The following is a 26,004-nucleotide window of genomic DNA, read 5'->3' as shown; positions in this document are numbered from 1 at the left end:
AATATTTCACTTAAAGAAACTCTCTGTAAAATATCATCATACCTTTTAAATCGTAAAAAAGATTTTTCATCTTCATGAACAAATAAATTTTTCAATAAATACTTCTTAATATCTACATATAACGAATGTTTCTTTTCCATTAGGAATAATTTTTTATCCATTATTGATAAGAAATTCCCTATTTTCTTTTGTTCCTTAAGTGATGGTATTTTTAATTCTATTTTTTTTAATTCATTTGTACTTATGAAAGGTTGATCTGATCCTTTTGAATTTTTTAAAATGAATTTAAAAATTTTTTCTTGTAATAAATAATATATAAATAAATAATATAAATTATCATTTTTTAAAATTATTTTTCCAACTCTTTGATAAAGTATTGAAGGTACATCTTCATTTTTTAATAAAGCTATTTTAAGTTTATTATTAGTTATAGGCCTATTAAGAGCTAAAAGAATATCATTTTTATTTAAAACTAAATTAGGGTATTTTTCTAAATAATCTTCCGGTAAATAATCCATATCATCTATTAGTATATTTCCATAACCTATATTATTTATTTTAATTAAAGGAACTCCATTTGAAGAATATTCATTCATTTTAAATCCATATCCTGAGATTATATCTAAAATATCTTTAAAAATATATACATTCCAGTTATTTTCAAATTTATTAAACCTCAACTTTGGAATATTGTTTTTAGATATTGGATAAAATTGATTTTTATTGTTATAATTAGAAATACTTTGAATTTCCGGTGTTTTAAGTGCTTGTTTCTTTTTGGTTTTTTTAGAAGAGGTGGGGAGGGAGGTGGTTGTATTCTTCATCGTGTTTCTCCTCCCTTTTTTTTAGAATATTGGTGGTTGTATTCCTAGTTCTTCGCAGTATTTTTTGATTTCTTTATCTACTTCTTCTTCTTGTTGTTTTATTTTTTTGAGTTCTTCACATACTTCATCTAGGTCTATTGGTTCTTCTTCTTCGAATGTGTCTACGTATCTTGGTATGTTTAGGTTGTAGTCGTTTTCGCGTATTTCATCGAGTGTTGCTTTGTGTGAGTATTTTTCGATTTCTTCACGTTTTTGGTAGGTTGTGACTATTTTTTCTATGTCTTCTGGTCTTAGTTTGTTTTGTTTTTTGACTTTTTCATAGTCATTTGATGCGTCGATGAATAGTATGTCATCTGTTGTGTTTCTGCATTTTTTGATTACTATTATTATTGTTGGTATTCCTGTTCCATAGAAGATGTTTGATGGTAGGCCTATTATTGCATCTATGTAGTTTTTGTTTTCAATTAGGTGTTTTCGTATTGTTTGTTCTGCTGATCCACGGAATAGTACTCCGTGTGGTAGTACTATTGCCATTGTTCCATCGTCTTTTAGGTGGTAGATCATGTGTTGTAAGAATGCGTAGTCTGCTTTGCTTTTTGGTGCAAGTTTTCCGTATTCGCTGAATCTTGGGTCGTCCATGTATTTTTTATCTGATGACCATTTTGCACTAAATGGTGGATTTGCTACTATTGCATCAAATTGGTGTTCTATGAATTGTGGGTTTTCTAGTGAGTCTCCCCATCGGATGTCAAATTTGTCAAATGGTATGTCATGTAGCATCATGTTCATTCGTGCAAGGTTGTATGTGGTTTGGTTTAGTTCTTGTCCGTAGAATTCTGATACGTCTGCTTCTTTGCTTATTCTTAAAAGTAGTGATCCGCTTCCACAGGTTGGGTCGAATGCTGATCTGATTTTGGTTTTGTTTGTTGTTACAATTTTTGCGAGTATTGTGCTTACTTCTTGTGGTGTGTAGAATTCTCCTGCTTTTTTTCCTGCACTTGATGCGAATTGTCCAATTAGGTATTCGTATGCATCTCCTAGTATGTCTATTTGTGTATCTTCAAGGCAGAAGTCTATTTGTGATAGTTGAAGGAGTACTTGTGATATTTTCTTGTTTTTGTCTTCCACGGTTTTTCCTAGTTTTGATGATTGTAGGTCTACATCTTCAAAGAGATTTTCGAAGTCATCTTCACTTTCACTTCCCTGTGTTGATTCTACTATTTTATTTAGTGATTCTTTTAGATCTTCAAGTATAAAATCGTTGTTTTCTGCTTTTTGTATTATTGTGTTAAATAGGTATTGTGGTTCTAGGAAGTATCCTATGCTTGTTACGGCTTCTTCTACTATTGCTTCTTGTAGTTCTATTTCACCTGTTTGCCATGCTTCATGGAATGTTATGTTATCATTTTTTAGTGCTTGGTTTAGGTGTGTTTCAAGTTTTTCTGATAAGTATTTATAGAAGATGAATCCGAGGATGTAGTTTTTGTATTCATTAGCATCCATACTTCCACGTAGTATATCTGCTATGTTCCATAGATTTTGTTCGAGTTGTTGTTTTTTTTCCTGGTCTGTTTTTTCAGGTTGTGTTGTGAGTGTGGTTTGCATTTTAATCTTTTTTCCCCTTTTTTTTAGTTTTTTTTAGTAAAGTATTGTTGTTTATACTTTGTTTTTTTCTAATATTTAATGGCTACGGGTAATGATTATTTAAGGGTGTTTTTATAAACCTTTATTTAATAAAAATAGAAAAAAATAAATTTATTATAATTTATATAATAAAAAAAAAGTTTATGGGGATTTTGATTTAATATGGCACATCAGTCTGAGGCAGTTTTAGAAGAGGAATTAATGGATGAACTTGGATCTTTAGATTATGAACTTGTTGATATAAAAAGTATGGATGAATTATATGATAACATGCGTCTGCAACTTGAAGATCTTAATAATATGAAATTTTCTGATCATGAATTTACACAAGTACTTAACCACCTTGAAGGTGGTAGTATTTATAATAAAGCACAAAAACTCAGAGGTAGAATGGAGTTAACCCGAGATAATGGTGAAATGGAGTATGTTAAGTTTTTAGATTCCAGGTGGTGTAAAAATAGCTTTCAGGCTGCACATCAGATAAGTGTTGATGGTAAATTTAAAAGCCGGTATGATGTTACAATCCTAGTAAATGGACTACCTGTTGTACAAGTTGAACTTAAACGTCGTGGTAAATCATTAAAAGAAGCATTCAACCAGATTACACGTTATAAAAATACATCATACAGAGGTCTTTTCCAGTATATTCAAATTTTCATAATATCAAATGGTATTGATACAAAATATTTTGCAAATACACGTGATATGAATTATAAGTTCACATTTTTCTGGAAAGATAAGGATAATAACAAGATTACCAACCTTAAAGAATTTACAAATAGCTTCCTTGAAAAATATCACATGCACAAGATGATTAAAGAATACATAGTACTTGTTGATTCTGAAAAAGATGTTAAAATTCTAAGATCATACCAAGTTCACGCGGTTGAAGCAATACTAAATAATGCACTACACTCAAAACAAAATGGTTATGTATGGCATACAACAGGATCAGGTAAAACATTAACCTCATTTAAGGCAAGTCAGATTTTATCTCAAAAAGAAGAGATAGATAAAGTAATATTTGTAGTAGACAGACAAGATCTTGATAGTCAAACACTCGCAGAATTTAACAAATTTGGTGATGGAAGCATAACAGATGTTAAAGATACATCAACTCTTATAAAACAATTAAATTCAAAAGACAAATTAATTGTAACAACCATACAAAAACTTTCCATAGCAGCAAAAAAAAGACAACATCAACTAGAAGATGTTAAAGATAAAAAGATAATTCTAATGTTTGATGAATGTCATCGTAGTCAATTTGGACAAATGCATCGTGATATTGCTAATTTCTTCACAAATATCCAGACATTTGGTTTTACAGGAACACCAATATTTAAAGATAATGCAAATAAAAATCGTACAACATATGATATATTTGGTGAAGAACTACATCATTATCTTATTAAAGATGCAATTGCTGATAATAATGTACTAGGATTTTCTGTAGAATACATAGGAAAATACAAAAATCAGACAAAATATGACATAGAAGTTGAACAAATCGATGAAAAAGAAGTAATGGATTCTGAAAAAAGACTTACAAAAATAGTAGACTACATAATAGAACGTCATGATAGTAAAACATATAACCGAGAATTCACATCACTTTTCGCAGTAAGTAGTATAGAAGTACTAAATAAGTACTATAAGATATTCCAAGAAAAAAACAAGCAACTCCCTGATGATAAAAAACTTAAAATAGCAGCAATCTATTCACATAATGACAACATGCAACTTGATGATGAAAATAAAACATCACTTGAAAATATAGACCAACAAATGGCAGACTACAACCAGCTTTACGGAACAAACTTCACAACAGAGTCATTCCAAAACTACTACCAAGATGTATCTAAAAAATCAAAAGAAAACAAAATAGACATAATACTAGTTGTAAACATGTTCTTAACAGGATTTGACAATAAATACCTAAACACACTATATCTTGATAAAAACCTAGAATACCACAACCTAATACAAGCATTCTCAAGGACAAACAGAATATTTAATGAAAAAAAATCATATGGAAACATAGTATCATTTAGAAACATAAAAAAACAGACAGATGATGCAATAAAACTATTTTCAGATGAAAATGCAGAAAACACAATACTAATGAAACCATACAAAGAATACGTAGATGACTTTAACATACAAGTAGATAAATTTAAAAAAGTAATAACTAATATCTCAGATCTTGATAATCCAACATTAGATGAAACAATGTATTTTGTAGAAAACTTCCGAGAACTACTCAGAATACTAAATAAACTAAAAACATTCACAGACTTTACCTACTCTGATCTTAAAATGGAAGAACAAGAAATAGAAGACTACAAAAGCAAATACCTAGACATACACGAAGAAACAAAAGCAGCACCTGAAAAAGAAAGCATACTAGAAGATATAGACTTCGAACTAGGACTAATACAAAAAGATGACATAAACCTAGCATACATAATAAGTCTTCTAAATGATCTAGACCCAACATGTGAAGAAGAATTTGAAGAAAATAAGAATTTCATCATTAAAACCATGCAAGGAGACCCACAACTTAAAAGAAAAAGCCAACTAATAGACAAATTCATCGAAGAAAACCTACGAGGAACAAATGGAATAGATGATACAGAAGCAATGCTAGAAAACTACATGGATCGTGAAAAGAAAAAAGAAATAGATAATCTAATAACATCAGAAAACCTAGATGCAGATAAAGTAAATGAAATCATAATAGAATATGAATTTAGTGAAAGACTTAAAATATCAGATGACATCTTTAAAAACAAGATGGGAATAGTTGAAAGACTACAACAGAAAAAACAATTACAAATAACAATCGAGGAATTAGTATACAAATACTCCTAGAACTTTTGAGGGGGTGATTATTATTTCAAAAAACATAAAACCAGAAACACAAAAAATAAAATCCCGGTGGCATCCTAGCATACGTCAAGTACAAATTATTGAAAATAAGCCAAACTTCCCCATCAGCTGGCTTAACACACAAGGATACTGTGAATATTCATTATACCTAGAAAACTTCCAACACATCCAAGTAGAAGATACCCAACAAATGACAACAGGAACAGATGAACATCAAATACTAGAAGATGAATTTAAAAAAACAGCAACTGTTATGAGTTATGATGAGATGCAGGAGATTTCACAAAAACAGAAAGTAGTCTCACGAGAATTCTTCGTAATAAGTCCCTCTGATGGAATTCGTGGCTTTATCGATGAAATATGGATCATGCCAGATTCAGTTGTTATTATAGATGATAAACCAGGAGACAAAGCATATGATTCCATGAAAAACCAGGTATATGCATATGCACTAGCATACCAACAAATGAATCCGGATGATAAACGAGATATCTACGTAGCATTAAGAACTCGTTTAACTGATAATATATTCTGGCAAACAAAATTTACAAGTAATGAAAAATATCAGATAAAACGATTAATAAATCACATGCAACAACTAATCACAGGTAAAACATTCTTTAAACCAACCAGTAATTCAAATAAATGTAAAGCTTGTAGATTTAACCAAGTATGTGATAATTCAATTAGTATAAAATAATATTTAATAAAAAATTTAGTAAAAAAAAATTAGAATAAATTATAGATAATATGAAATATTAATTTCATAATTAGATTATAATAATAAATAATGTGGATGGAAGTTTCTAATAAATTAGTTTATTTTTATCATTCTTATAGATAGAGGGAATAAATGATAAAAAGCTAATAGTAAATACTAAAAGATTTTCATACCTATCACCTCCCTTTTTTTTTAAAATCATTTTTTTTTTAAAAATTTAATTTTCTTATAAAATATTCCAAAAAAAAATTTACTTTATTTTTTTGAGAAAACTATGAAAAATTATTCATAGCTTACTTAGTTTTTACTAAAATTAATTTTATTTTTTTTAGGGAAATACTATGATTTGATGTTTAATTGGAATATATGATTTATATTAATAAATAGAAAAAAATGGTTAAAAAGAGTTGGGTGGTGATAAAAGTAGTATTATAATGTGTTAGGTCCTCTTTTTATTGCTGTTACTCCTGTTTTTACTACTTCTTTTATTCCGTATGGTTGTAGTATGTCTGTTAGTGCTAGTATTTTGCTTGGATCTCCTATTATTTCTATTGTTAGTATTTCTGATGTTACATCTACAATATGAGCACGGAAAACGTTTGTGTATTGTATTATTTCTGATCTTATTTTTTCATTTGGAGCTGCTACTTTTATTAGTGCTAGTTCTCGTCTTATTGTTGTTTCAGGATTTAGTTCACGTACTTTTATTACTTCAATTAGCTTGTTTAGTTGTTTTGTTATTTGTTCAGCTATTTGTTCATCTCCCATTGTTGTGATTGTTATCCTGGATAGTTTAGGGTTGTCTGTTTTTCCTACTGTTATGTTGTCTATGTTGAAGTTTCGTCTGGTGAATAGTCCGCAGACTCGTTGTAGTACTCCTGGCTTATTTTCGACTAGTATGCTTATTGTGTGTTTTTGTGTTTTCATAGCTTATTCATCCTCGGTTTTGTATTCTCCAACGATTTTTGTTATTTTTTCACCTGGTGGTACCATTGGGAGTAGTTCATCTGAGTCTATTTTTACATCTATTACTGTTGCTTCTCGAGATTTTAGTGCGTTTTGTATGGTTTCTTGTAGTTCACCTGTTTTTTCAACATGTACTCCGTTTATTCCGTATGCATCTGCAAGTTTTGCAAAGTCTGGTTTTGGTGTCATTTTGGTTTGTGATATTTTGTTGTTGTAGTAGAGTACTTGCCATTGGTATACCATTCCTAGGTATCTGTTGTTAAGTATTACTGTTACTATTGGTAGGTCGTATTCTTCGATTGTTGCAAGTTCTTGTGATACCATTTGGAATCCTCCATCTCCAACAATTGCTAGTACGTTTTCATCAGGTTTTGCTACTTGTGCTCCTATTGCAGCAGGTAGTCCGAATCCCATGGTTCCAAGTCCTCCACTTGATATGAATGTTCGTGGATTTTGGGTTTTATAGTAGTGTGCCATCCACATCTGGTTTTGTCCTACATCTGTTGTAACTATTGTTTCTGGTGTTATTGCTTGCATTATTTCTTTTATGCATTCTTGTGGTTTTAGTATTGGTGTGTTGAATGTCATTTTTGGTTTGTAATTTTGGTTAGCCTCTACTACTTTTGTTGTCCATCCGTTTTGGTTTGGTATTTGTATTTCTTCATTTAGTTCACGAAGTATTGTTTTTGCATCTCCTACTATTGGTAGGTCGATTGGTACGTTTTTACCTATTTCTGCTGGGTCTATGTCTATGTGTATTTTAGTTGCATTTGGTGCGAATTCTGATACTTTTCCGGTTGTTCTATCAGAAAATCTGCATCCGATTGCAATGAGACAGTCTGAGTTTGTTACTGCTATGTTTGTTGATTCAAGTCCGTGCATTCCGAGTAGTCCGAGTGAGAGTGGGTCATGTTCGTTTATTGCTCCTTTTCCCATGAGTGTTGTTGCTACTGGTATGTTTGCATTTCTTGCAAATTCAATGAGTTCTCTTGATGCATCTGCGAGGATTACTCCTCCTCCTGCTAGTATTATTGGTTTTTTGCTTTCTTGTATTGTTTTGATTGCTCTTTTGATTTGTCTTTTGTTTCCTTTTGTGGTTGGATTGTATCCTGGTAGTTTGTATTTTCTTTTCATGTCTTTTGTTGTTACAGGGTTTTCTAGTACATCTTTTGGTATGTCTATTACTACTACTCCTTTTCGTCCTGTATGTGCTATGTGGTATGCTTCATCTATTGTTTCAGGTAGTTTGTCTGATGTTCTTGGTTGGAAGCTTGCTTTGGTTATTGGCATTGTTATTCCTATTGTGTCAACTTCCTGGAATGCATCGGTTCCAATGATTGGTGTTCCAACTTGTCCTGTTAGTGCTATTACGCTTGATGAGTCGATGTTTGCTGTTGCTATTCCTGTTACAAGGTTTGTAGCTCCAGGTCCTGATGTTGCTATACATACTCCTACTTTTCCTGATACTCTTGCATATGCATCTGCAGCGTGTGCTGCTGATTGTTCGTGTCGTACTAGGATGTGGTTTATGTCACAGTCATATATTGATTCATATAGTGGTAGTAGTACTCCTCCTGGATATCCGAATACTGTATCAGTTCCGTTTTCTTTTAGTTTTTTTAGTAGTGCGTCACTTCCGTTCATTATATTTATTCTCCCTTTTTTTTATCTCTCATTATTTTATTTTTTCTATTTATATTGTTTTTGCTCCGCGATTTATTGCAGCTATTCCTGTTTTTACTACTTCTTTTATTCCATAAGGTCTAATTAGATCTGTGAATGCATGTATTTTTTCACTATCTCCGGTTATTTGGATGGTTAGTGTTTTTGGATTTACATCTATTATGTGTCCTCGGAATATTTCAGCATATTGTATTACTTCAGATTTCACATCATCTGTTGGTGTGTGTACTTTTATTAGTGCTAGTTGTCTTTTTATTGTTTTTTCATCACATAACTCGCGTACTTTAATTACTTCAATTAGCTTGTTTAGTTGTTTTGTTATTTGTTCAAGTACAGCTTCATCTCCTGTGGTTCTGATTGTTATTCTTGAGAGTTTATGGTTGTCTGTTTTTCCTACTGTTATATTGTCTATGTTGAAGTTTCGTCTTGTAAATAATCCACTAACACGTTGTAGTACTCCTGGTTTGTTTTCTACCAGTATGCTTATTGTATGTTTTTCATCTTTTTTTGTCATATTTTTCTTCACTCTCCTTGTATTGTTTTATGTTGCATGTTATCAAGACGTGTTCCTGGTGGTACTATAGGTAAGAGTTCTTCATCATCTATTATAACATCTATTACTGTGTGTTCACGTTGTTTTTGTGCAATTGTTATTGCTTCTTTTAGTTCACCTGGCTTTTGGACACGTGTTCCTGTTATTCCATAAGCTTCAGCTAGTTTTACAAAGTCTGGTGTTTCATCAAGTTTTGTTGCATAAACATGATTGTTGAATTGTTTTTGTAGTTGTGCTACCATTCCTAGGTATCTGTTATTTAGTATTATTGAGATAATTGGTAGGTCATTTTCTTTAATTGTTGCAAGTTCTTGTGATACCATTTGGAATCCTCCATCTCCACATATGCTTATTACAGTATCATCAGGTTTTGCTACTTGTGCTCCTATTGCAGCTGGTAATCCAAATCCCATAGTTCCAAGTCCTCCACTTGATATGAATGTTCGAGAATTTCGGGTTTTATAGTAGTGTGCCATCCACATCTGGTTTTGTCCTACATCTGTTGTTATGATTGTATTTTTATCTACAGTGTCCATTAGTTCTTCTATTATTTTTTGAGGTTTTAGTGGTAGTGTTGTGTAGTTTGTTATATCCTCAGGGTATGTTAGATTTGTTATTTTTTGTGTCCAATTTATTTTTGTCTCTAGAGTTTGTTTTATTAGTTGTGTGAGTATTGTTTTTGCATCTCCTACTATTGGAATGGCTATTTCTATTGTTTTTCCAATTTCTGCTGGATCTATGTCTATTTGGATTCTTGTAGCATTTGGTGTGTACTCGGAAATAGAGCTTACACTTCTATCTGAGAATCTGCATCCAATAGCAATAAGACAGTCTGATTCAAGCAAGGCTTTATTTGCTTGTTGAAGTCCGTGCATTCCAATCATTCCCAGAGCATTTGGGTGTGTTTCATCTATTGCTCCTTTTCCCATGAGTGTTGTAACTACAGGTATGTTGGTTAATTCTACAAATTTTTCAAGTTCACATGTTGCATTAGATAAAATTACTCCTCCACCAGCGAGTATTACAGGTTTTTTTGATTGATTTATTGTGTTTATTGCTTTTTGTATTTGTTTTTTATGTCCGTGTGTATTTGGTTTATATCCTGGTGTAGTTGTGTCAGGATCAATATCTTCAGGATTTACTTCTTCTTTTAATACATTGTTTGGAAAATCTATTACAACAGGTCCTGGTCGTCCAGTTTGTGCAATATAGAATGCTTTATCTACTACTTCTAGTATTGTATCAGCTTTTCGTGGCTGGTAGTTATGTTTGCTTATAGGCATTGTTATTCCTAGTGTATCAACTTCTTGAAATACATCTTTTCCAATTAAGTCTATTGCTACTTGTCCTGTAAGTGCCACTATTGGTGATGAATCCATGTGTGCTGTTGCAATTCCTGTTGTTATGTTGGTTGCACCTGGTCCTGATGTTGCCAGACACACTCCGACTTTTCCTGATGCTCGTGCATATCCATCTGCAGCATGTACTGCAGCTTGTTCATGTCTTACTAGCATGTGTTGTATGTCTGATTCACATAGTGCATCATAAAATGGTAGTAGTACACCTCCAGGGTATCCGAAGATTGTTTTTACACCATTTTCTTTTAGTTTTTCTATTAATAGTTGGCTACCGTTCAATTTAATCTACACCTTTCAAAATTTAATTTCCCAATTATTATCTTTTTCATATTTTTTTTGGGAAGAAAGTGTTATTGTCATTTTTTTTATCATAAATAAATTATAGTGATTTATATTTATATTACTAATATGAATTATATTTTAAGGAATTTATAAGATAATGTAAGAAGATGTTTTCTTTAATTATTATAAAAAAGTTTTTATTAAAAAAAAAGATGGAGGTGAATATATATTTTTTTTATTCTTTAACTTGTTTCATATGTTCTATTTTTTCATTTAGAAGATCTTCTGTTGCAACATCGGATCTGTGATATACTTCTCCATCTATATATTCTATTGCTTTTTCACATTTTGCTTCAGCTTCAGCAATTGTATCACCTGTTGCTAGTACTCCAAGAGCTCTAGATGAGGTTAATCTGACATCATCATTTTCATCTGCATAAACTGCTGCATAAAATACTTTTGCATCTTCTATTTTTTCTGTGTCAATATTAACAATGGTATCTGCTGCTTTTGTATTTGGGTAGTTGTCTGGTACAACGTATTTACATACTGATGCTATTTTATTAAAGCCCACATCTTCTAGTGTTCCATCAACTATTTTTTGTGCTATGTCAGATAGGCTATCATCTAGTACTGTTAGTACGTTCATAGCTTCAGGATCTCCGAATCTTGCGTTGTATTCGATTACTTTTGGTCCTTGTTTTGTTAGCATGAATTGTCCGTATAATATTCCTTTGTATGGTTCAGCTTCTTTTGCGATTGCTTCGATTGTTTGTTGCATTATGTCTACTGATTGTTCATATTCTTTTTCATTTAAAAATGGTAATAGGAGGTCTGCATCTGAGTATGATCCCATTCCACCTGTGATAGGTCCTTTATTTCCTTCAAATGCGTGTGGGTGATCTTGTGCTGCTGGCATTGGTAGTAGGTGTTCACCGTCTACAAATGCTTGAATTGTGTATTCTTCACCGACGAGTAGTTCTTCAATTACAACTCCTGCATGTCCACCCATTTTTTGGTCAAATATTTCTTTCACATATTCTTTAGCTTCTTCATTATCAGCTAATTGATCTCCTACTATTTTTACCCCTTTTCCACCTGTTAATCCAATAGGTTTTATTACAACAGGTTCATCAAATTCATCAATAAACTCAAATGCTTCATCTATGTCATAGAATGTTCCATATTTTATTGAACCATCTATATTGTAGTCTTCAAATAGTTGTCTCATGAATGCCTTGTTAGTTTCAATCTGTGCAGCTTTTTGTGTAGGTCCTACTGACATAATACCTTCAGCTTTTAGTTGATCTACAATTCCTTTTTCTAGAGGTGCTTCAGGTCCTATAAATGCTATATCTACATCATTGTCTTTTGCAAATTGTATTATTGCATCAAAGTCTCCTTCATCATTTACCATGTATTTTGTTGATACATCACGTAGTCCTGGGTTTTTTCGTCCCATGTATGTGTATACTTCACTATCTTGGCTTAGTTTTTCTGCTATTATATGTTCTCGTGCACCGCTTCCTACAACTAGTATTTTCATGTTCTTATTCACTCTCCCAAAAAAATATAAAAAGATTATTATTTCTTTTTATTAATATATAATTGATTTTATGTTAATCATTTTATTTTTATTTTTCCTAAAAAAATTAGATAAATTCCATTTTTCAAAAAAAAATTTCTTATAATATAATTTTATTAAAATTAAAAAAAAAGTATAAAAAAAGGGGGATTATGGGTGTTTAATTATCTATTCTAATATGAGTGTACTTACATTTTTACATGTGTTGTATCTATTGTTTGCACCACATATAACTGTTAGTTCATATTCTTTGTTTTTGTATTGTGTTAAATCCAGGTTAATGTTCACAGTTCCATTGGTTGCTTTTGTATTTATTATGGTTTTTCCATTAAATTTTATACAAACTTTATTTTCACCAATGAGGTTATTGTTTTTATTATCTGTGAATTTAAGTGTGATTGTTGTGTTGTTTGTTCTTTTAACGTTTATTGGCACTTGTTGTGCTTTTGGTGTTGTTTTGTTAATTGTTAAAGTACTATTTGATTCTGTACGGTTGTATATACTACTTGAAGCTACAGCTGTAAGTGTGTAGTTTTTAGCTGAGTAACTTGATGGTATGAGATATTCAACTGTTGCAGTACCATTTATTACATTTGCAATTAATGTTTTACCATTTGCATCTTTTAGTGTACAACCATTAAGTTTGAATATTACACGACCAGAGTTAACTTTATTACCATTTATATCAGTTACATTTGCAGTAAGCAGTACTTTATTTCCACTAAGTGTTGTTATAGGATTAACAATAACGTTTACAGTATAAGGTACAACTGTAAGAGTTACACTGTTATTTGAGACTGCAGATATATCATTACCATTGAATGTTGCTGTAATGTTATATTCACCAAGTTTATAGTTGCTTGTATCAAAGGTTGCTTGTGCAATACCATTGTTAATCATAACAGTTTGTGTTTCATTTCCAAGTGTGAATGTTACATTTCCATCATATATGATATTACCAAGTTCATCAACTACAATAGTTGTAGCTGTTGTTTTAACACCATTATTTGTAGTATTAGCCATTAAAAGTTTGGAATCTAGTTTTTCAATTGCTACAGTAGTTTGTCTAGATGTTACTCTGTATACGAGTTCTGGATCTTCAAATATTGCATTTATGGTGAGTGATTCTCCATCTGATGGTTTAATAGTATAGTTTATCATAGCTGTTTTATTAACAACATCAACTACTCCTATTTCTTCATCATTAACTGTAAATACAATATGTCCTGCTTCTTTGTCTGTTTTTGCTGTTATTGTTATTGTATGATATGCTTTAACATCACCTGAAGTTGTAAATGAATTTATCCATGCATATGAACCAGATTTTGCAAAATTATATCTTACTTGATTATTTATTGTGTTATTTTCGTTTTCTTGTAATACTGCTAAATCTCCTTGTACTGATGCTGTTGTTATTGTATTGTATGTTATATTGTTTCCTATACTTTCTTTTATATTTATTGCATGACCAATATAGTCATTAAAGTTTAAAGTGTTTCCATATATCTTATTATAATGTGAATTTATTATTTGTATAGGTGTTGTATTTAAATTTGATCCACGATTATTCATATTTTCTATTTTGTTATAGTTTGAATTATTTTCAAGTTTTAATAATATACTTGCAGGATTATTTTTATTTGCTCTTATTGATCCAAGGATTTTATTATTTGATGAATTTGTAAGAATAATTCCTTGGAAATCTTCAGTTGAATATGCATCAAGTTGATTTAATCTTACTGTATTGTTATTTGAGTTATTAAGTATTACTCCTGTTGAATTTAATCCACTAAGCCATAATGCACTTGAATGATTTAATATTGTGTTATTTGTATTATCAAGTAAAAATCCTAGTACATAATTATAATTATAAGATCTGATAATACATTCCATTTGTATTTTGTTTTTGTTTCCTGTTATTTTCATTATTGTTAAATTTGATTTTTCATTTGTAGCTGTTGAAGTAATTTTATCTTTGATGTTTATTGTGTTGTTATTTCCATTTATTGTTATTATTGCATCAGAGTCATCTTTAGTAATGTCTATTTCATTAATTTCTAAATTACAATTATTTGCATTTATCATAATTTTTGTATAATCTTCAAATGTTATTCCTGTTACATTTGTATTATCTGCATTTATATTGAGTGTGGTGTTATGTAATATTGTTGCATATGATCTTAGGTTTATTGGCTTGTTAATGTTTAGTACTTTGTTATATAAGTTTCCTGTTATAAGTACTGTAATATTTTCTGGAACATCAGAAAGTAGATCACCATTTTTATCAAAATATTCATTGTATGTTGCTTCATTAAGATAGAAGTATGTTATAAGTTCTGGTTTATTATCTGCAATTTCATTATATTTTATGTTTAAATTTAATACACTATTATCTCCAAGATATTGGGAATATAAAGTATTATTTTTAACTCTTGTAATTTGTGATGTTTCATCTATAATTATAGAATATTTACTTGTTGTTGAAATATTACATCTTGTAATATTAGTTTGGCTACTGTTATTTACCATTATTGGTGCTATATTATTATTTTTTAGACTTGATTCTATGTTCATACCATTAAGGTTAGTATAATTTGAATTATTAACTATTACTGCTATACTATTATCATTATTAATTTTTATAGCTGAAGTTATAGTTGTATTTGTTACATTATTTATAATAATTCCAATTGAATTTTGGTTATTTACTTGGATATTGGTATTGGAAATAGTTGTCATTACATACTGAGTAATGAAATCATGAGTTTGTGTTGATGTTGTATTTGCAAATATTATTCCGATTGAATTTTCATCATTAATAATTATACTATTATCTTGAAGTAATCTACTACCACTACTATGAGTAGTTATGTTAGATAATTTAAGTCCTACTGAGTTTTTTCCTGTTACATTTAATATATTATACCTTATTATAGCTTTTTGATGTTCTATATTTATTGCTATTGTATTGTTTGAATTGGTTGATATTGTGTTCTCATCTATTATAATATTTGCTGTTTGGTTATTTGTTGCTTTAATTGTTACTGTTTGTGAGTTTTTATTTGTACTTTGTGTTGTAATATTATTATATGTTATTGTTGCTGTACCTTTTAATGATATTATGTTAATTGTTTTTATATCGTTTGATCCTATTGTTTTTATATTATTATAGTTTATTTCAACTGTATTTGCATCACGTACATCTACAAAGTTTGCATTTGTTGTAATGTTACAGTAGTTTATTTTATGATCTCCAACTCCAAGTTGTATAGCTGTTTTATCATTACTATTTTCAACAGTTATGAAGCTCATATTAAGTGTTGATCCATCTTCAGCTTTTATTGTAGTGTTAACTAATTTAGCATTACGGTAATTTGTTAGTGTTACATTTTTATTATTTGAAATTATAATATTTTTATTTTCTATTGTTCCATTTACTAGGAAGTGTATATCTTCAACGTCAAGTTTTATTGTTCCATCTGTGTTAAAGTATGAATTAAAATTATCAGCTGATAAGATGTAATTTTTATGTGTTGGTACATTTAATGTTATATTATTATTTGTTTTATCAGTTTTTACAGCTTCATTTCCAACTAAAAGATCATCAACAAGTGTATTATTTTCAATTGTATTATTTTCGCCATTTAACACAATTACATATTCATTATCTGTTACTAAATATGTATTTTTAACTTCTGCATTATTTTCTGCTGTTAGTATTGGTTCTTGGTTTGTGTTTGTAATATTAAATACTAATAATTCAATATCAGCTGTTGTTTTTATTGTTATGTTGTATGATGTGAATTTTCCTTTTTGAACAAGACTTATTGGTTTGTTAAAGTTCATATTTTTATTATTAAGTGATCCGATAACTTGTATTTGTTCAATTTCATTATATGAATCAAGTAAGTTTCCATCATCATCAAAGAATTTAAAGAATGTATCATCATTTATTTCTATTTCTTTAACTTCTGGTTTGTTATTTTCAACTTTGTTTGTTGGTGATGTGTAGTTTATAGCACTGTTTCCTTTTAGGATTTTAGATTCAAGATAGTTATCTGATATTGTGTTGTTTTTATAATCTTTTAATTCTATTGCAAAATCATCAATACTTGTTGTAATATTATTTCCTGAAATTATATTGTTATTTCCTGATATTGTAATTTCACGTGTAAATGTATTATTTGTTATTACAGAGTCATGTCCACTAAATTCCATAGCTCTTGATTTTGTTCCATTTACATTTAATACTCTGTTTGAATTTATATAGTATTTGTAATCACCTAATAATCTAAGTGTGATTAGATATGGATTTGTGTTTGTGAGACTAGAGTATATGTTTGATGGTACTGGTGAGTCTATTGTGTTATTTGTAATGTTAATTGTGAAACTTTGATTTCCATTTATTGTTATACCAGTTGATTTATTAAATACGTTATTTATGATGGTATTTTGACTTAAATCTGCATATATATCTATTTGATCATTGTTTGTGAAGTAACATCCATCAATTATAGTGTTAATACCACTAAGACTAAGGGATTCATAGAAGTTACTATTTTCTGTGTTTATTGCAATTGAACTTCCTGAGTCGTATGTACTTCCTCCATTGTATCCTATGTTATCGCGTATTGTTGAGTTTATTATTGTTAGGTTTTTATCGTTTGTTATTGTTCCCCAACGTGCATAGTTTTTCTGGAAGGTACTGTTTATTATTATTGCTGTTCCATTGTTATATATTCCTGCTCCATAGTTACCTGTACTACTACTTTTACGGTTTGCTTCAAAGAGACTATCTGTAACATTAAGGTTTGATCCATTATTATTACGTATACTTGCTCCTACTCCACCATGATTAAAGATGAATGATACGTTATTTACAGCAAGGTTTCCATAGTTATCAATTGTTGCTGTTTTATATGCAGCAATACTACTTCCACCTGCATTCCAACAGTTTTTAATTGTGAAGTTAGATATTGTTATAAGACCAGTTCCACGAGTTATACTCATAGCCCAGTTACCTCTACCATTTTCATATGGTCTCCATTCTACTGATGATCCCCAGTAGTATTCACCATCTGTAAGATTATATTTAAGTGTATAGTTTACTTCTCCATCTATACTTGAGTTTCCTATTCCTATAAAGTTAATGTGAAGATCTCCTGGTATGGTGAGGTTAGTATTTCCTACTCCTTTAAATTGTCCATCAAGGTATATGTTTGCATTTTGTTTGTTTGTATTTACTGTACTGATTGCTTTTTGTATTGTTTTAAATGGACTGGTTTGTGTTCCACTATTATTATCTGATCCTGTTAGATCTGATACATAGTAGTTGTTTATTGCTTCATCTTTTTTTGTTGTTTTTGTACTTGGTAGTATTAGTTTTGTTTTAATTTCAGTTCTGCTTTCTTTGTGATTGTTATTTTCTCCATATATTGCAAGAACTTTAATTTCACGATTATTCCAACTTTTTGGTATTGTGAAGTTAACAGTTGTTTTTCCGTTTATTTTTAGGTTTTGTAGTGTTTTTCCTTCAATTTTTACACATATTTTTCCATTTCTTACTGTGTTTTCATCTTCATCTCTTGGATCTACATTTATTTTTAGTGTATTTCCTTCAATACTGGTTGTTAGATTTGTTGTTGTTTTAATTTTAGTTAGGTGTAATGTTGCGTTAGTATGTGTTTCAATAAATTGGCTGCTTCCACCATATACTGTTGTTAGTATGTAATCTTTTGCTGAGTAATTTTCTGGTATTGTGTAATTTAGTTTTGCTGTTCCAAATCTTATATTACTATGTCCTATTGTTTTTCCATTTATTTTAAATGCTACTTTTCCATTTGGTATATATTTATTTTCTGATGTTTTAAATGTTGAACTTAGTGTTATTGTATCTCCTGGTTTTGCTGTGATATTTTTAAATTCTACATTTGTGTAGTCCCATACTATTTTTACAGCTTCTACGTTTTCAACATATAATGTTATGTTTTCATGGTTTGCTGGAAGTTTACTAATATCTACTGTAACTGTATATTCATTTTCAGGAGTAAATATTAAACCTGTTGTATTAATAAGGTTGCTTGATGATTTTAATTGTAATGATTGTCCTCGTCCCATGTTAGTAAGAGGTCCAAAGTAATCATTTGTATTACTTAAACAAAAGATTGTTAAATTTTTTGTTTTTTGATTAATTACTGGTAATTTTTTACCATTTACTAAAGTATCAATAATTGATGTGTCTGAATTGTCCATAAAAAGAACTGAACCAATATTAAGTTTTGTTGTAGAAGAAAAAGATTTCATGATATTAGGTTCTCTTGTAACTGCTGTATTATTTGCAAATACACAACCTATAAGATCAGGATTCTTTTTATTCCAACCTGCTGCATTATCAAAGTTTATTGCTCCTGCAAAATTTGCAGAATTATTAAAGAAATTACAATTATTAATATTTAAAGCACCATAAGCTGTGTCACTTATAGCTCCTCCAGCACCTTTACTAGATGATGGAAGAGTTGAATTTGCTTTATTATTTCTAAATTCACAAAATGTAATATTAAAGGTTGTTTTAGTTGAACTACCATATGAATATATTGCTCCTCCTTTTCCTGAGCTATAATAAGAAATTGGTTCTAAGTCCATTACGCTGTTATTTATGAAATCACAGTTATAAATTGTTGTATTTTGACCAGTATAAATAGCTCCACCACAAGCATATCCTGCTGTAGAAGTAGCAGTATTATTTATGAATTTTGAATTGTAAATTTGGGTATTATAATTTATTTTTATTGCTCCACCATTTGCACTAGCATTAGTGTTAAATACATTGTTGTTTATAAATTGTGTGTTGTTAAGTATGGTTGTTGAATTAGCTCTTATTGCTCCACCTTCAGTGCTGTGTCCGTTTTTAAATGTGATATTGTTAAATTTTATTACTTGTTTTGTGTTGTTTAGGTTAAAGAGTCTTGTAGTGTTTGATCCATCAAATATTGTTTGGCTTATGTTTTCACCATTTAATGTAATGTATCTTGTATCTGTTGTTGCTTCTGATTTTATTTCATCTTCAAATTTGTATTCTCCATTTTTGACGTTTATTGTGTATTGTGTTATGTTATCTCCACTTGTTTGAATGTAGTTCCATGCATCTTTTAGTTCGTTATAGTCTTTTACTGTTTGTATTAGTGTTTCTCCTTCTTTTTTGGTTTGTTTATCTGCTTGTTTTGTTTTTTTAGTTGGGTTTTTATTTGTAGTTTTAACATCTTGTGATGTTTTTACAATTTTACTACTTATCATATCTTGAGTATTATCAACTGTGTTATCTGATATACTTGTTGTTGTATCGTTTATATCAGTTGCTGAGATTGCTCCTATTGATATACAAAGAAGTAGTAGTGTTAGTCCTACGAATAAAAACTTACTATTCTTATTCATAAAAAATCATTTTCCTCCAAAAATAATTAAAAAATACATAATTAAGTTTTCTTTTTTCAATTTTATTATTTCTAAAAAAAACATGATAAAATTCAAGAAAATTTAATTAAAACTAAACATAGAATGAATAGTTACTCAAAATATTAATTAAAAAAGTTATATAAAGATATTTAACTTATAAATAATGTATCAAGTAATTGAAGTATATTAAAATAAAATTCCCCCCCCCCCTCCCGTTGGTGAGTTTAAATTAGATAATATTATGGGAAAATTATTAAAATTCTATTTTATGGTGTGTTAATTTTAATAAAAAAAGAATATAAAAATGGGTTGTTATGTTATGGATTATATCTTTTTTTTTATCATCTTAGAATTTTAAGATATGTATCTCCTTTTTTTGTATTAATATTGTATATTTTTTGTATTAATTTTTTTATTTAAATTGTAGATAGATTTTATAATTAAGTATGATAAATATATGTATTATCTATTTATTAAAAGAAAAAAGAATTATTTTTTTTGTAATTCATTTTTTTTCTATATAAAAGGAAAACAATTTTTTTTTATCTATAAAATAATTTAATAAAAAAAAAGGGGAAGTAATTTACAATGAAAGATTTATTATCAATGTCTGATGTAGAAGATCAAGTAGATACTATACTTAGTATTGCTGAAGATCTTAAATCAGGAAAAATAACAGGAAAACCATTAGAAGACAAATACCTTGGAATGATATTTGAAAAATCATCAACAAGAACACGTGTATCATTTGAAGTAGGAATGCATCAACTTGGTGGAACACCATTGTACCTTTCAAGTAAGGATTTACAATTAAATCGTGGAGAACCAATAGAAGATACAGCACGAGTACTTTCAAGATTTCTTGATTGTATCATGATACGTGCTAAAAATCATGATGATGTAGAAAAACTAGCAGAATATTCTACTATTCCTATTATTAGTGGTCTTACAGATCTTGAGCATCCATGCCAGGCATTTGCAGATCTTTTAACAATAAAAGAATATAAAGGAAAACTAAGTGGAATTAAACTTGTATTTGTTGGTGATGGAAATAATGTATGTAATTCACTTTTACTTGCATCAGCATATACTGGTATGAATATGACTGTTGCATGTCCTCCTGGATATGAGCCTGATAGTGCAATATATAAAATGGCACTAAAAGCAGCAAAGAAAAGTGGATCTAAAATTGAAATAGAACATGATGTATACAAAGCAGTAGAGAATGCTGATGTACTTTATACTGATGTATGGGTAAGTATGGGTGATGAAGAAGAACAAGCAGAACGTGAGTTAATATTTAAACCATACCAGATAAATGCAGAATTACTCTCACAAGCAAATGATGATGCAATAGTAATGCATTGTCTACCAGCAATACGAGGACAAGAAATAACAGAAGATGTAATGGTATCATCACAATCTGCAATATGGGATGAAGCAGAAAATAGACTACATGCACAAAAAGCAATATTATACTACCTGCTAAATGAAGACTAAATACATTATACCTAGAATGAACTCTTCCCTCAAGAATACATAATACACTTTTTATTAAATTCTTCACCCACTTTTTTTTTTAATATATTTAAAATAATATTTTTTTTTCATAGCTAAAATTAAAAAAGATATAAACAACATATTATAAGATAAAGAAAAGGATACTTTTTAAGTAAAAAATGAGGAACTATCCTATTTTTTTTCATTTTTTTTTACATAATAAAATAATAAATAATTTCATAAGGGAGCTAAAAATTTAAAATGTTATCAAAAAGAATAATACCATGTCTTGATTGTGATCTTCAAATACCAGAAGGACGAGTAGTAAAAGGTGTTGAATTTAAACAAATACGATATGCAGGAAATCCTGTTGAACTTGCAACTAAATACTATGAAGATGGTGCTGATGAAATAATACTTCTTGATATTACAGCCTCACATGAAAGACGATCAACAATGGCAGATGTAATAGAAAAAACAGTAGAAAATGTATTTGCACCAATATGTGTAGGTGGAGGAATACGAGAAGTAAAAGACTATGTAAACATGCTAAAAGCAGGAGCAGATAAATGCTCAACAAACACAGCAGCAATAAAAGATCCATCACTTATAAACAGAGCATCAAAACATGTTGGAAGTCAAGCATGTGTAATAGGAATTGATGCAAAAAGACGATATGTTGAAAATCCAAAAGAAAACGATGGACATTTTTATGTAGAAACTGATGATGGTTATTGCTGGTTTGACTGTAGTATCTATGGAGGACGTGAATTTACAGGAATAGATGCAGTAAACTGGGCAATAGAATGTGAAGAACGAGGAGCTGGTGAAATACTACTAACAAGTATGGATCGTGATGGAACAAAAGCAGGATATGATCTTGACTTAACACGCACAATAAGTGAAAATGTATCAATACCAGTAATAGTATCAGGTGGAGTAGGAAATCCAGAACACATCTATGAAGCATTTGCTAAAGGACAAGCAGATGCAGCACTAGCAGCTAGTATATTCCACTTTGATGAATACCCAGTACCAACAGTTAAAGAGTACCTAAAAGAAAAACAAATACCAGTACGAATATAACCCACACACTATACACCCCTTTTTTTTATCTAAAATTTTTTTTTAAATTTAAAATTATTTTTATTTTAAATAAATTAATATGGAAAAATACTTATTATGAAATATTAATACTATGATTACATAAAAACATGAAAAAAATCGCATTGGTGATGATATAAAAATGACACTTATCGTAAATATAGCAACCTATGAAGGAATAGTCATAGCATCAGATAGTAAACAAATACAAACCGAAAGAAACAATCTAGTACGAGCATCAGAAAATATAACAAAAATATTTCCAATAAATGATAAAGTAGTAGTATCTCTAGCAGGACTAGCATTTTTTAACAAACCTGATGGAAAACTTGAAAATGTAGCAGACTACATTACAGATTATGCAAAAACTGTTAAAGATAATACAAGTATTGAAACAATAGCAAATGAACTATACAACTACATCTTACAACGATATCCACTAGAATTACAACAAAATGCAACAGAAGAAAACATAAAAGCACAAGTTGCAATGATGGGAAATGAATTAATATCAATCCAACGACAAAATGATTTAATAAAGTTCAAAGCACGTGATCCACAGGGAAATATTAAAGAAGGAATATGTCAACTACAACCTGTAGATATACTAATAGCAGGATATAATGAGAATAATGAGACAGAAATCTTTGAACTTACAATACCAGGAACAATACAACAAAAAAGACAACCTAATGATTATGGAGGAACATGGGTAGGACAAGGAGATGTAGTAGCACGTCTAATACTTGGATATGATGGTCGAATATTTGTAAATCCATTCTTCCAACAAAAATTCCAAGGATCAACACAACAAGAAATACAACAACAACTAGGACTTCTTGAATATAAAATACCATGGAGTACACTACCACTACAAGATGCAATAGAACTAGCAGTATTTCTAATAAAAACAACAGCTACAATACAAAAATACACAGATAGCATAATAGGTGATGATCATCAAATAGCAGCAGTAGGTGGACCAATTGATGTGGTTGTAATAACACCAAATGATAAAGTAAAATGGATTAATAAAAAACAATTACATTACCCAGATAACCTATAAACACAACACACACCCCTTTTTTTCCTATTTTTTTTATTTATATAAGAAACTTTTAATTAGACTATAAAAAAAGGATAATACTATTTTTTCTTTTAATGGGAGGTAAACTTAAATGATAAATGGTGAAATAACTATAGAAAATGATGAATATGTTGGAGATTTTAATCTTGATTTAACAATAAATACAGGACAAACAAGTCAAATGCCATGGATAAATCATAATAAAACGTACTATGAAAATATCACAGTCGATGATGAACCTGTTGTTATAGCACTAAGACAAGATAAACTAAATGATCCATTGTATGTGAAATATTTTTCAAATAAGAGTATAAATGAAGATTTACTACATGATAAGTTGTTTTATATTTTTGATTTAAACTATCCGATGGATGAATTTAGAAAATTCCTAAAAGAAGATGACATGCTATCAGATACATTTAAATTCAACAGAGGACTTCGTTTATTTAAAGCACATAATGTTTTTGAATCAATAATTTCATCAATTTTATCAGCTAACAACTCAATTAAAAGATGGACAAAAACAATACATGAAATACGAAAAAATCATGGACCTACATACTTAGTTAATGATGTAAAATATCCTGCATTTCCAGATGAAAAAACATTTATCAAAATACCAGAAGAAAATCTTAAAACATATGGAAGTGGATATCGTAGTAGTCAAATGCTTGAAACTACCAGTATGATACTAAAAAAACCAGATTTTCATAATGAAATATTTAATATGAACTACACGGATGCATTTAATGAATTAAATAAATTATCAGGAGTAGGTCCTAAGGTTGCTGATTGTATACTTTTATATGGTTATGGTAAATATGAATCATTTCCGACAGATGTATGGATAAATCGTATAATGAGTTATTTGTATTTTAATTCACAGAAAATATCAAATAAGAAGATTACATCATATGCTCAGGATAAATATGGTATATATTCAGGGTATGTTCAATTATATCTTTTTAATTATGCTAGAAAATCAGGACTTTTAAGTCAACTTAAAAAATAGTGTATTGTTATTTAAAATGTATTTTTAGGGGAGGTTAAGTTAGAAAATAAAGAAATGAATATAATTATTTTTCTAAATTCTATTTTATTTTCTGTAATTTATAGTATATTAATTTTATTAATATAAAACTAATATTTTTGTAATACTTTTTTTTTATTTATTCATCTATTATGATTACTTCATTCATAACATCGCCTGGTCTGATTGCATTTACAACATCCATACCATCGATTACTTGTCCAAATACTGTGTGTACACCATCAAGGTGAGGTTGTGGTGAGTGTGTTATGAAGAATTGACTTCCACCTGTATCTTTTCCAGCATGAGCCATTGAAAGTGCTCCTGTACCATGTTTATGTGGATTTCCTTCTGTTTCACATTTAATTGTGTAACCTGGTCCTCCTGTTCCATTTCCATTTGGACATCCACCTTGGATAACAAAGTCTGGTATTACTCTGTGGAATGTAAGTCCATTATAAAATCCTTCATTTGCTAGTTTTTCAAAGTTTGCTACTGTTCCTGGTGCTTCATTAGGATATAATTCTAATGTAATATCACCTTTATCTGTTTTAATAACTGCTTTTTTCATTGATTTCACCTAAGTATTTAATATATTTTTTAATTTTTTTGCTTAGTTAATTGTATTATTTATTAAATCATATTTTTATAATTTATATACTTTTATTCAAATAAATAGTATTTTTTCAAAAAATGAGAAAATTAATAATAATCAGTAAAAAAAAGTGAGGGATGATAAATAAAGAAAATATATAAATACAATGAAATATTAGAATATTAACTATAAAATAACAGTAAAATTAAAAAGGTAGAGTGACTTAGGATTTCAAACTAGCTATTTAATCAATGCGATCCCTTTTATGATTAAAGCTAGTCCTATTAGTATATAATAGAATGCTTGTAGATTCATAAGGAATCACCTCCTTTTTTCTACTTAAAATCTTAAATTAACATCTCAATAGTTAGAGACTTTAAGATTTTAGAATAATTTAAAACTTCTTTTTTAATTTTTTTTTAACTTATTTAATTTCACAGTCCATTTTATTTCAAGTCACTCTACCATTTATAAAATAAAAATTTAATTAAGAATATGTTTTGAAAAAAATATTTTTTCTGTGAAATAGTAGAAAAAAGGAGTTTATTTTTTTTGACTAAAATAACTTCATTCCTAATTACTAAATAAGTTTATTTATATTTTTATTTATAATTAGCTATTTTTTTTGGATCTATCAAAAAATTATGTGAATTTTTAAAGAAATAAGATTGTAAAATTTAGTGCTGATGAATTATCATAAATTGAAAAATTATTTATAGATTTAGCCT

At 29.2% G+C, this 26,004-nt stretch carries 15 protein-coding genes; 6 read left to right on the top strand and 9 right to left on the bottom strand.

The features are described from left to right. Window positions 1–824, bottom strand: an 824-nt coding sequence (locus MSCUN_RS04310) for a restriction endonuclease subunit S (RefSeq protein WP_211305549.1), incomplete at its 3' end; no start/stop codon positions are given. Window positions 825–845: 21 nt separating this feature from the next. Further along, window positions 846–2,429 (bottom strand): type I restriction-modification system subunit M, encoded by a 1,584-nt coding sequence (locus MSCUN_RS04305; protein WP_095608187.1) that lies wholly within the window; start codon window positions 2,427–2,429, stop codon window positions 846–848. A 201-nt stretch (window positions 2,430–2,630) separates the two neighbouring features. Between MSCUN_RS04305 and MSCUN_RS04300 the strand changes: the two genes are divergently transcribed. After that, window positions 2,631–5,342 carry a type I restriction endonuclease subunit R gene (locus MSCUN_RS04300; protein WP_095608188.1) on the top strand — a complete coding sequence of 904 codons (2,712 nt, stop codon included), beginning with the start codon at window positions 2,631–2,633 and terminating at the stop codon, window positions 5,340–5,342. Window positions 5,343–5,361: 19 nt separating this feature from the next. After that, window positions 5,362–6,060 (top strand): CRISPR-associated protein Cas4, encoded by a 699-nt coding sequence (locus MSCUN_RS04295; protein WP_095608197.1) that lies wholly within the window; start codon window positions 5,362–5,364, stop codon window positions 6,058–6,060. A 450-nt stretch (window positions 6,061–6,510) separates the two neighbouring features. On the opposite strand, the gene ilvN (MSCUN_RS04290) is transcribed toward MSCUN_RS04295, so the two are convergent. The 6 genes from ilvN (MSCUN_RS04290) to MSCUN_RS04265 form a co-directional block, all read right to left on the bottom strand. Further along, window positions 6,511–7,008: an acetolactate synthase small subunit gene (ilvN, locus tag MSCUN_RS04290; RefSeq protein WP_095608189.1), complete on the bottom strand. Its 498-nt coding sequence runs from the start codon at window positions 7,006–7,008 to the stop codon at window positions 6,511–6,513. A 3-nt stretch (window positions 7,009–7,011) separates the two neighbouring features. Beyond that, window positions 7,012–8,691 (bottom strand): acetolactate synthase large subunit, encoded by a 1,680-nt coding sequence (locus MSCUN_RS04285; protein ID WP_095608190.1) that lies wholly within the window; start codon window positions 8,689–8,691, stop codon window positions 7,012–7,014. Window positions 8,692–8,740: 49 nt separating this feature from the next. Further along, on the bottom strand, window positions 8,741–9,244 hold the full coding sequence (gene ilvN, locus MSCUN_RS04280; protein WP_095608191.1) for an acetolactate synthase small subunit: 504 nt from the start codon (window positions 9,242–9,244) through the stop codon (window positions 8,741–8,743). Between the two features lie 8 nt (window positions 9,245–9,252). Next, a complete protein-coding gene (gene ilvB, locus MSCUN_RS04275) occupies window positions 9,253–10,920 on the bottom strand; it encodes a biosynthetic-type acetolactate synthase large subunit (RefSeq protein ID WP_095608192.1) in 1,668 nt (555 codons plus the stop codon). Window positions 10,921–11,158: 238 nt separating this feature from the next. Further along, entirely contained in the window at window positions 11,159–12,469 is a 1,311-nt protein-coding gene (gene purD, locus MSCUN_RS04270) for a phosphoribosylamine--glycine ligase (protein ID WP_095608193.1), read from the bottom strand. Between the two features lie 207 nt (window positions 12,470–12,676). Next, window positions 12,677–19,939 (bottom strand): beta strand repeat-containing protein, encoded by a 7,263-nt coding sequence (locus MSCUN_RS04265; RefSeq protein WP_095608194.1) that lies wholly within the window; start codon window positions 19,937–19,939, stop codon window positions 12,677–12,679. Between the two features lie 609 nt (window positions 19,940–20,548). On the opposite strand from MSCUN_RS04265, the gene argF reads away from it, so the two are divergent. From argF to MSCUN_RS04245, 4 genes are all read left to right on the top strand, one after another. Beyond that, on the top strand, window positions 20,549–21,460 hold the full coding sequence (gene argF / locus MSCUN_RS04260; RefSeq protein WP_095607970.1) for an ornithine carbamoyltransferase: 912 nt from the start codon (window positions 20,549–20,551) through the stop codon (window positions 21,458–21,460). Between the two features lie 261 nt (window positions 21,461–21,721). Beyond that, a complete protein-coding gene (gene hisF, locus MSCUN_RS04255; RefSeq protein ID WP_095607969.1) occupies window positions 21,722–22,546 on the top strand; it encodes an imidazole glycerol phosphate synthase subunit HisF in 825 nt (274 codons plus the stop codon). 160 nt (window positions 22,547–22,706) lie between these two features. Then, a complete protein-coding gene (locus tag MSCUN_RS04250; RefSeq protein ID WP_095607968.1) occupies window positions 22,707–23,630 on the top strand; it encodes a hypothetical protein in 924 nt (307 codons plus the stop codon). A 112-nt stretch (window positions 23,631–23,742) separates the two neighbouring features. Beyond that, entirely contained in the window at window positions 23,743–24,663 is a 921-nt protein-coding gene (locus tag MSCUN_RS04245; RefSeq protein WP_095607967.1) for a DNA glycosylase, read from the top strand. A 157-nt stretch (window positions 24,664–24,820) separates the two neighbouring features. Here the strand turns inward: MSCUN_RS04245 and MSCUN_RS04240 are convergent, their stop codons facing one another. Continuing rightward, window positions 24,821–25,252: a peptidylprolyl isomerase gene (locus MSCUN_RS04240; RefSeq protein WP_095607966.1), complete on the bottom strand. Its 432-nt coding sequence runs from the start codon at window positions 25,250–25,252 to the stop codon at window positions 24,821–24,823. Window positions 25,253–26,004 lie beyond the last annotated feature (752 nt).

The sequence above is a fragment of the Methanosphaera cuniculi genome (assembly GCF_003149675.1).
GTDB classification, from domain to species: domain Archaea; phylum Methanobacteriota; class Methanobacteria; order Methanobacteriales; family Methanobacteriaceae; genus Methanosphaera; species Methanosphaera cuniculi.
This window is presented reverse-complemented; position numbering and strand designations above follow the sequence as displayed.

Excerpts from the sequence above, each read along its gene's own strand:
- MSCUN_RS04305 (WP_095608187.1), bottom strand. The coding sequence starts at position 2,429 with ATGCAAACCACACTCACAACACAACCTGAAAAAACAGACCAGGAAAAA.
- MSCUN_RS04300 (WP_095608188.1), top strand. The coding sequence starts at position 2,631 with ATGGCACATCAGTCTGAGGCAGTTTTAGAAGAGGAATTAATGGATGAA.
- ilvN (WP_095608189.1), bottom strand. The coding sequence starts at position 7,008 with ATGAAAACACAAAAACACACAATAAGCATACTAGTCGAAAATAAGCCA.
- MSCUN_RS04285 (WP_095608190.1), bottom strand. The coding sequence starts at position 8,691 with ATGAACGGAAGTGACGCACTACTAAAAAAACTAAAAGAAAACGGAACT.
- ilvN (WP_095608191.1), bottom strand. The coding sequence starts at position 9,244 with ATGACAAAAAAAGATGAAAAACATACAATAAGCATACTGGTAGAAAAC.
- purD (WP_095608193.1), bottom strand. The coding sequence starts at position 12,469 with ATGAAAATACTAGTTGTAGGAAGCGGTGCACGAGAACATATAATAGCA.
- MSCUN_RS04265 (WP_095608194.1), bottom strand. The coding sequence starts at position 19,939 with ATGAATAAGAATAGTAAGTTTTTATTCGTAGGACTAACACTACTACTT.
- argF (WP_095607970.1), top strand. The coding sequence starts at position 20,549 with ATGAAAGATTTATTATCAATGTCTGATGTAGAAGATCAAGTAGATACT.
- hisF (WP_095607969.1), top strand. The coding sequence starts at position 21,722 with ATGTTATCAAAAAGAATAATACCATGTCTTGATTGTGATCTTCAAATA.
- MSCUN_RS04250 (WP_095607968.1), top strand. The coding sequence starts at position 22,707 with ATGACACTTATCGTAAATATAGCAACCTATGAAGGAATAGTCATAGCA.
- MSCUN_RS04245 (WP_095607967.1), top strand. The coding sequence starts at position 23,743 with ATGATAAATGGTGAAATAACTATAGAAAATGATGAATATGTTGGAGAT.
- MSCUN_RS04240 (WP_095607966.1), bottom strand. The coding sequence starts at position 25,252 with ATGAAAAAAGCAGTTATTAAAACAGATAAAGGTGATATTACATTAGAA.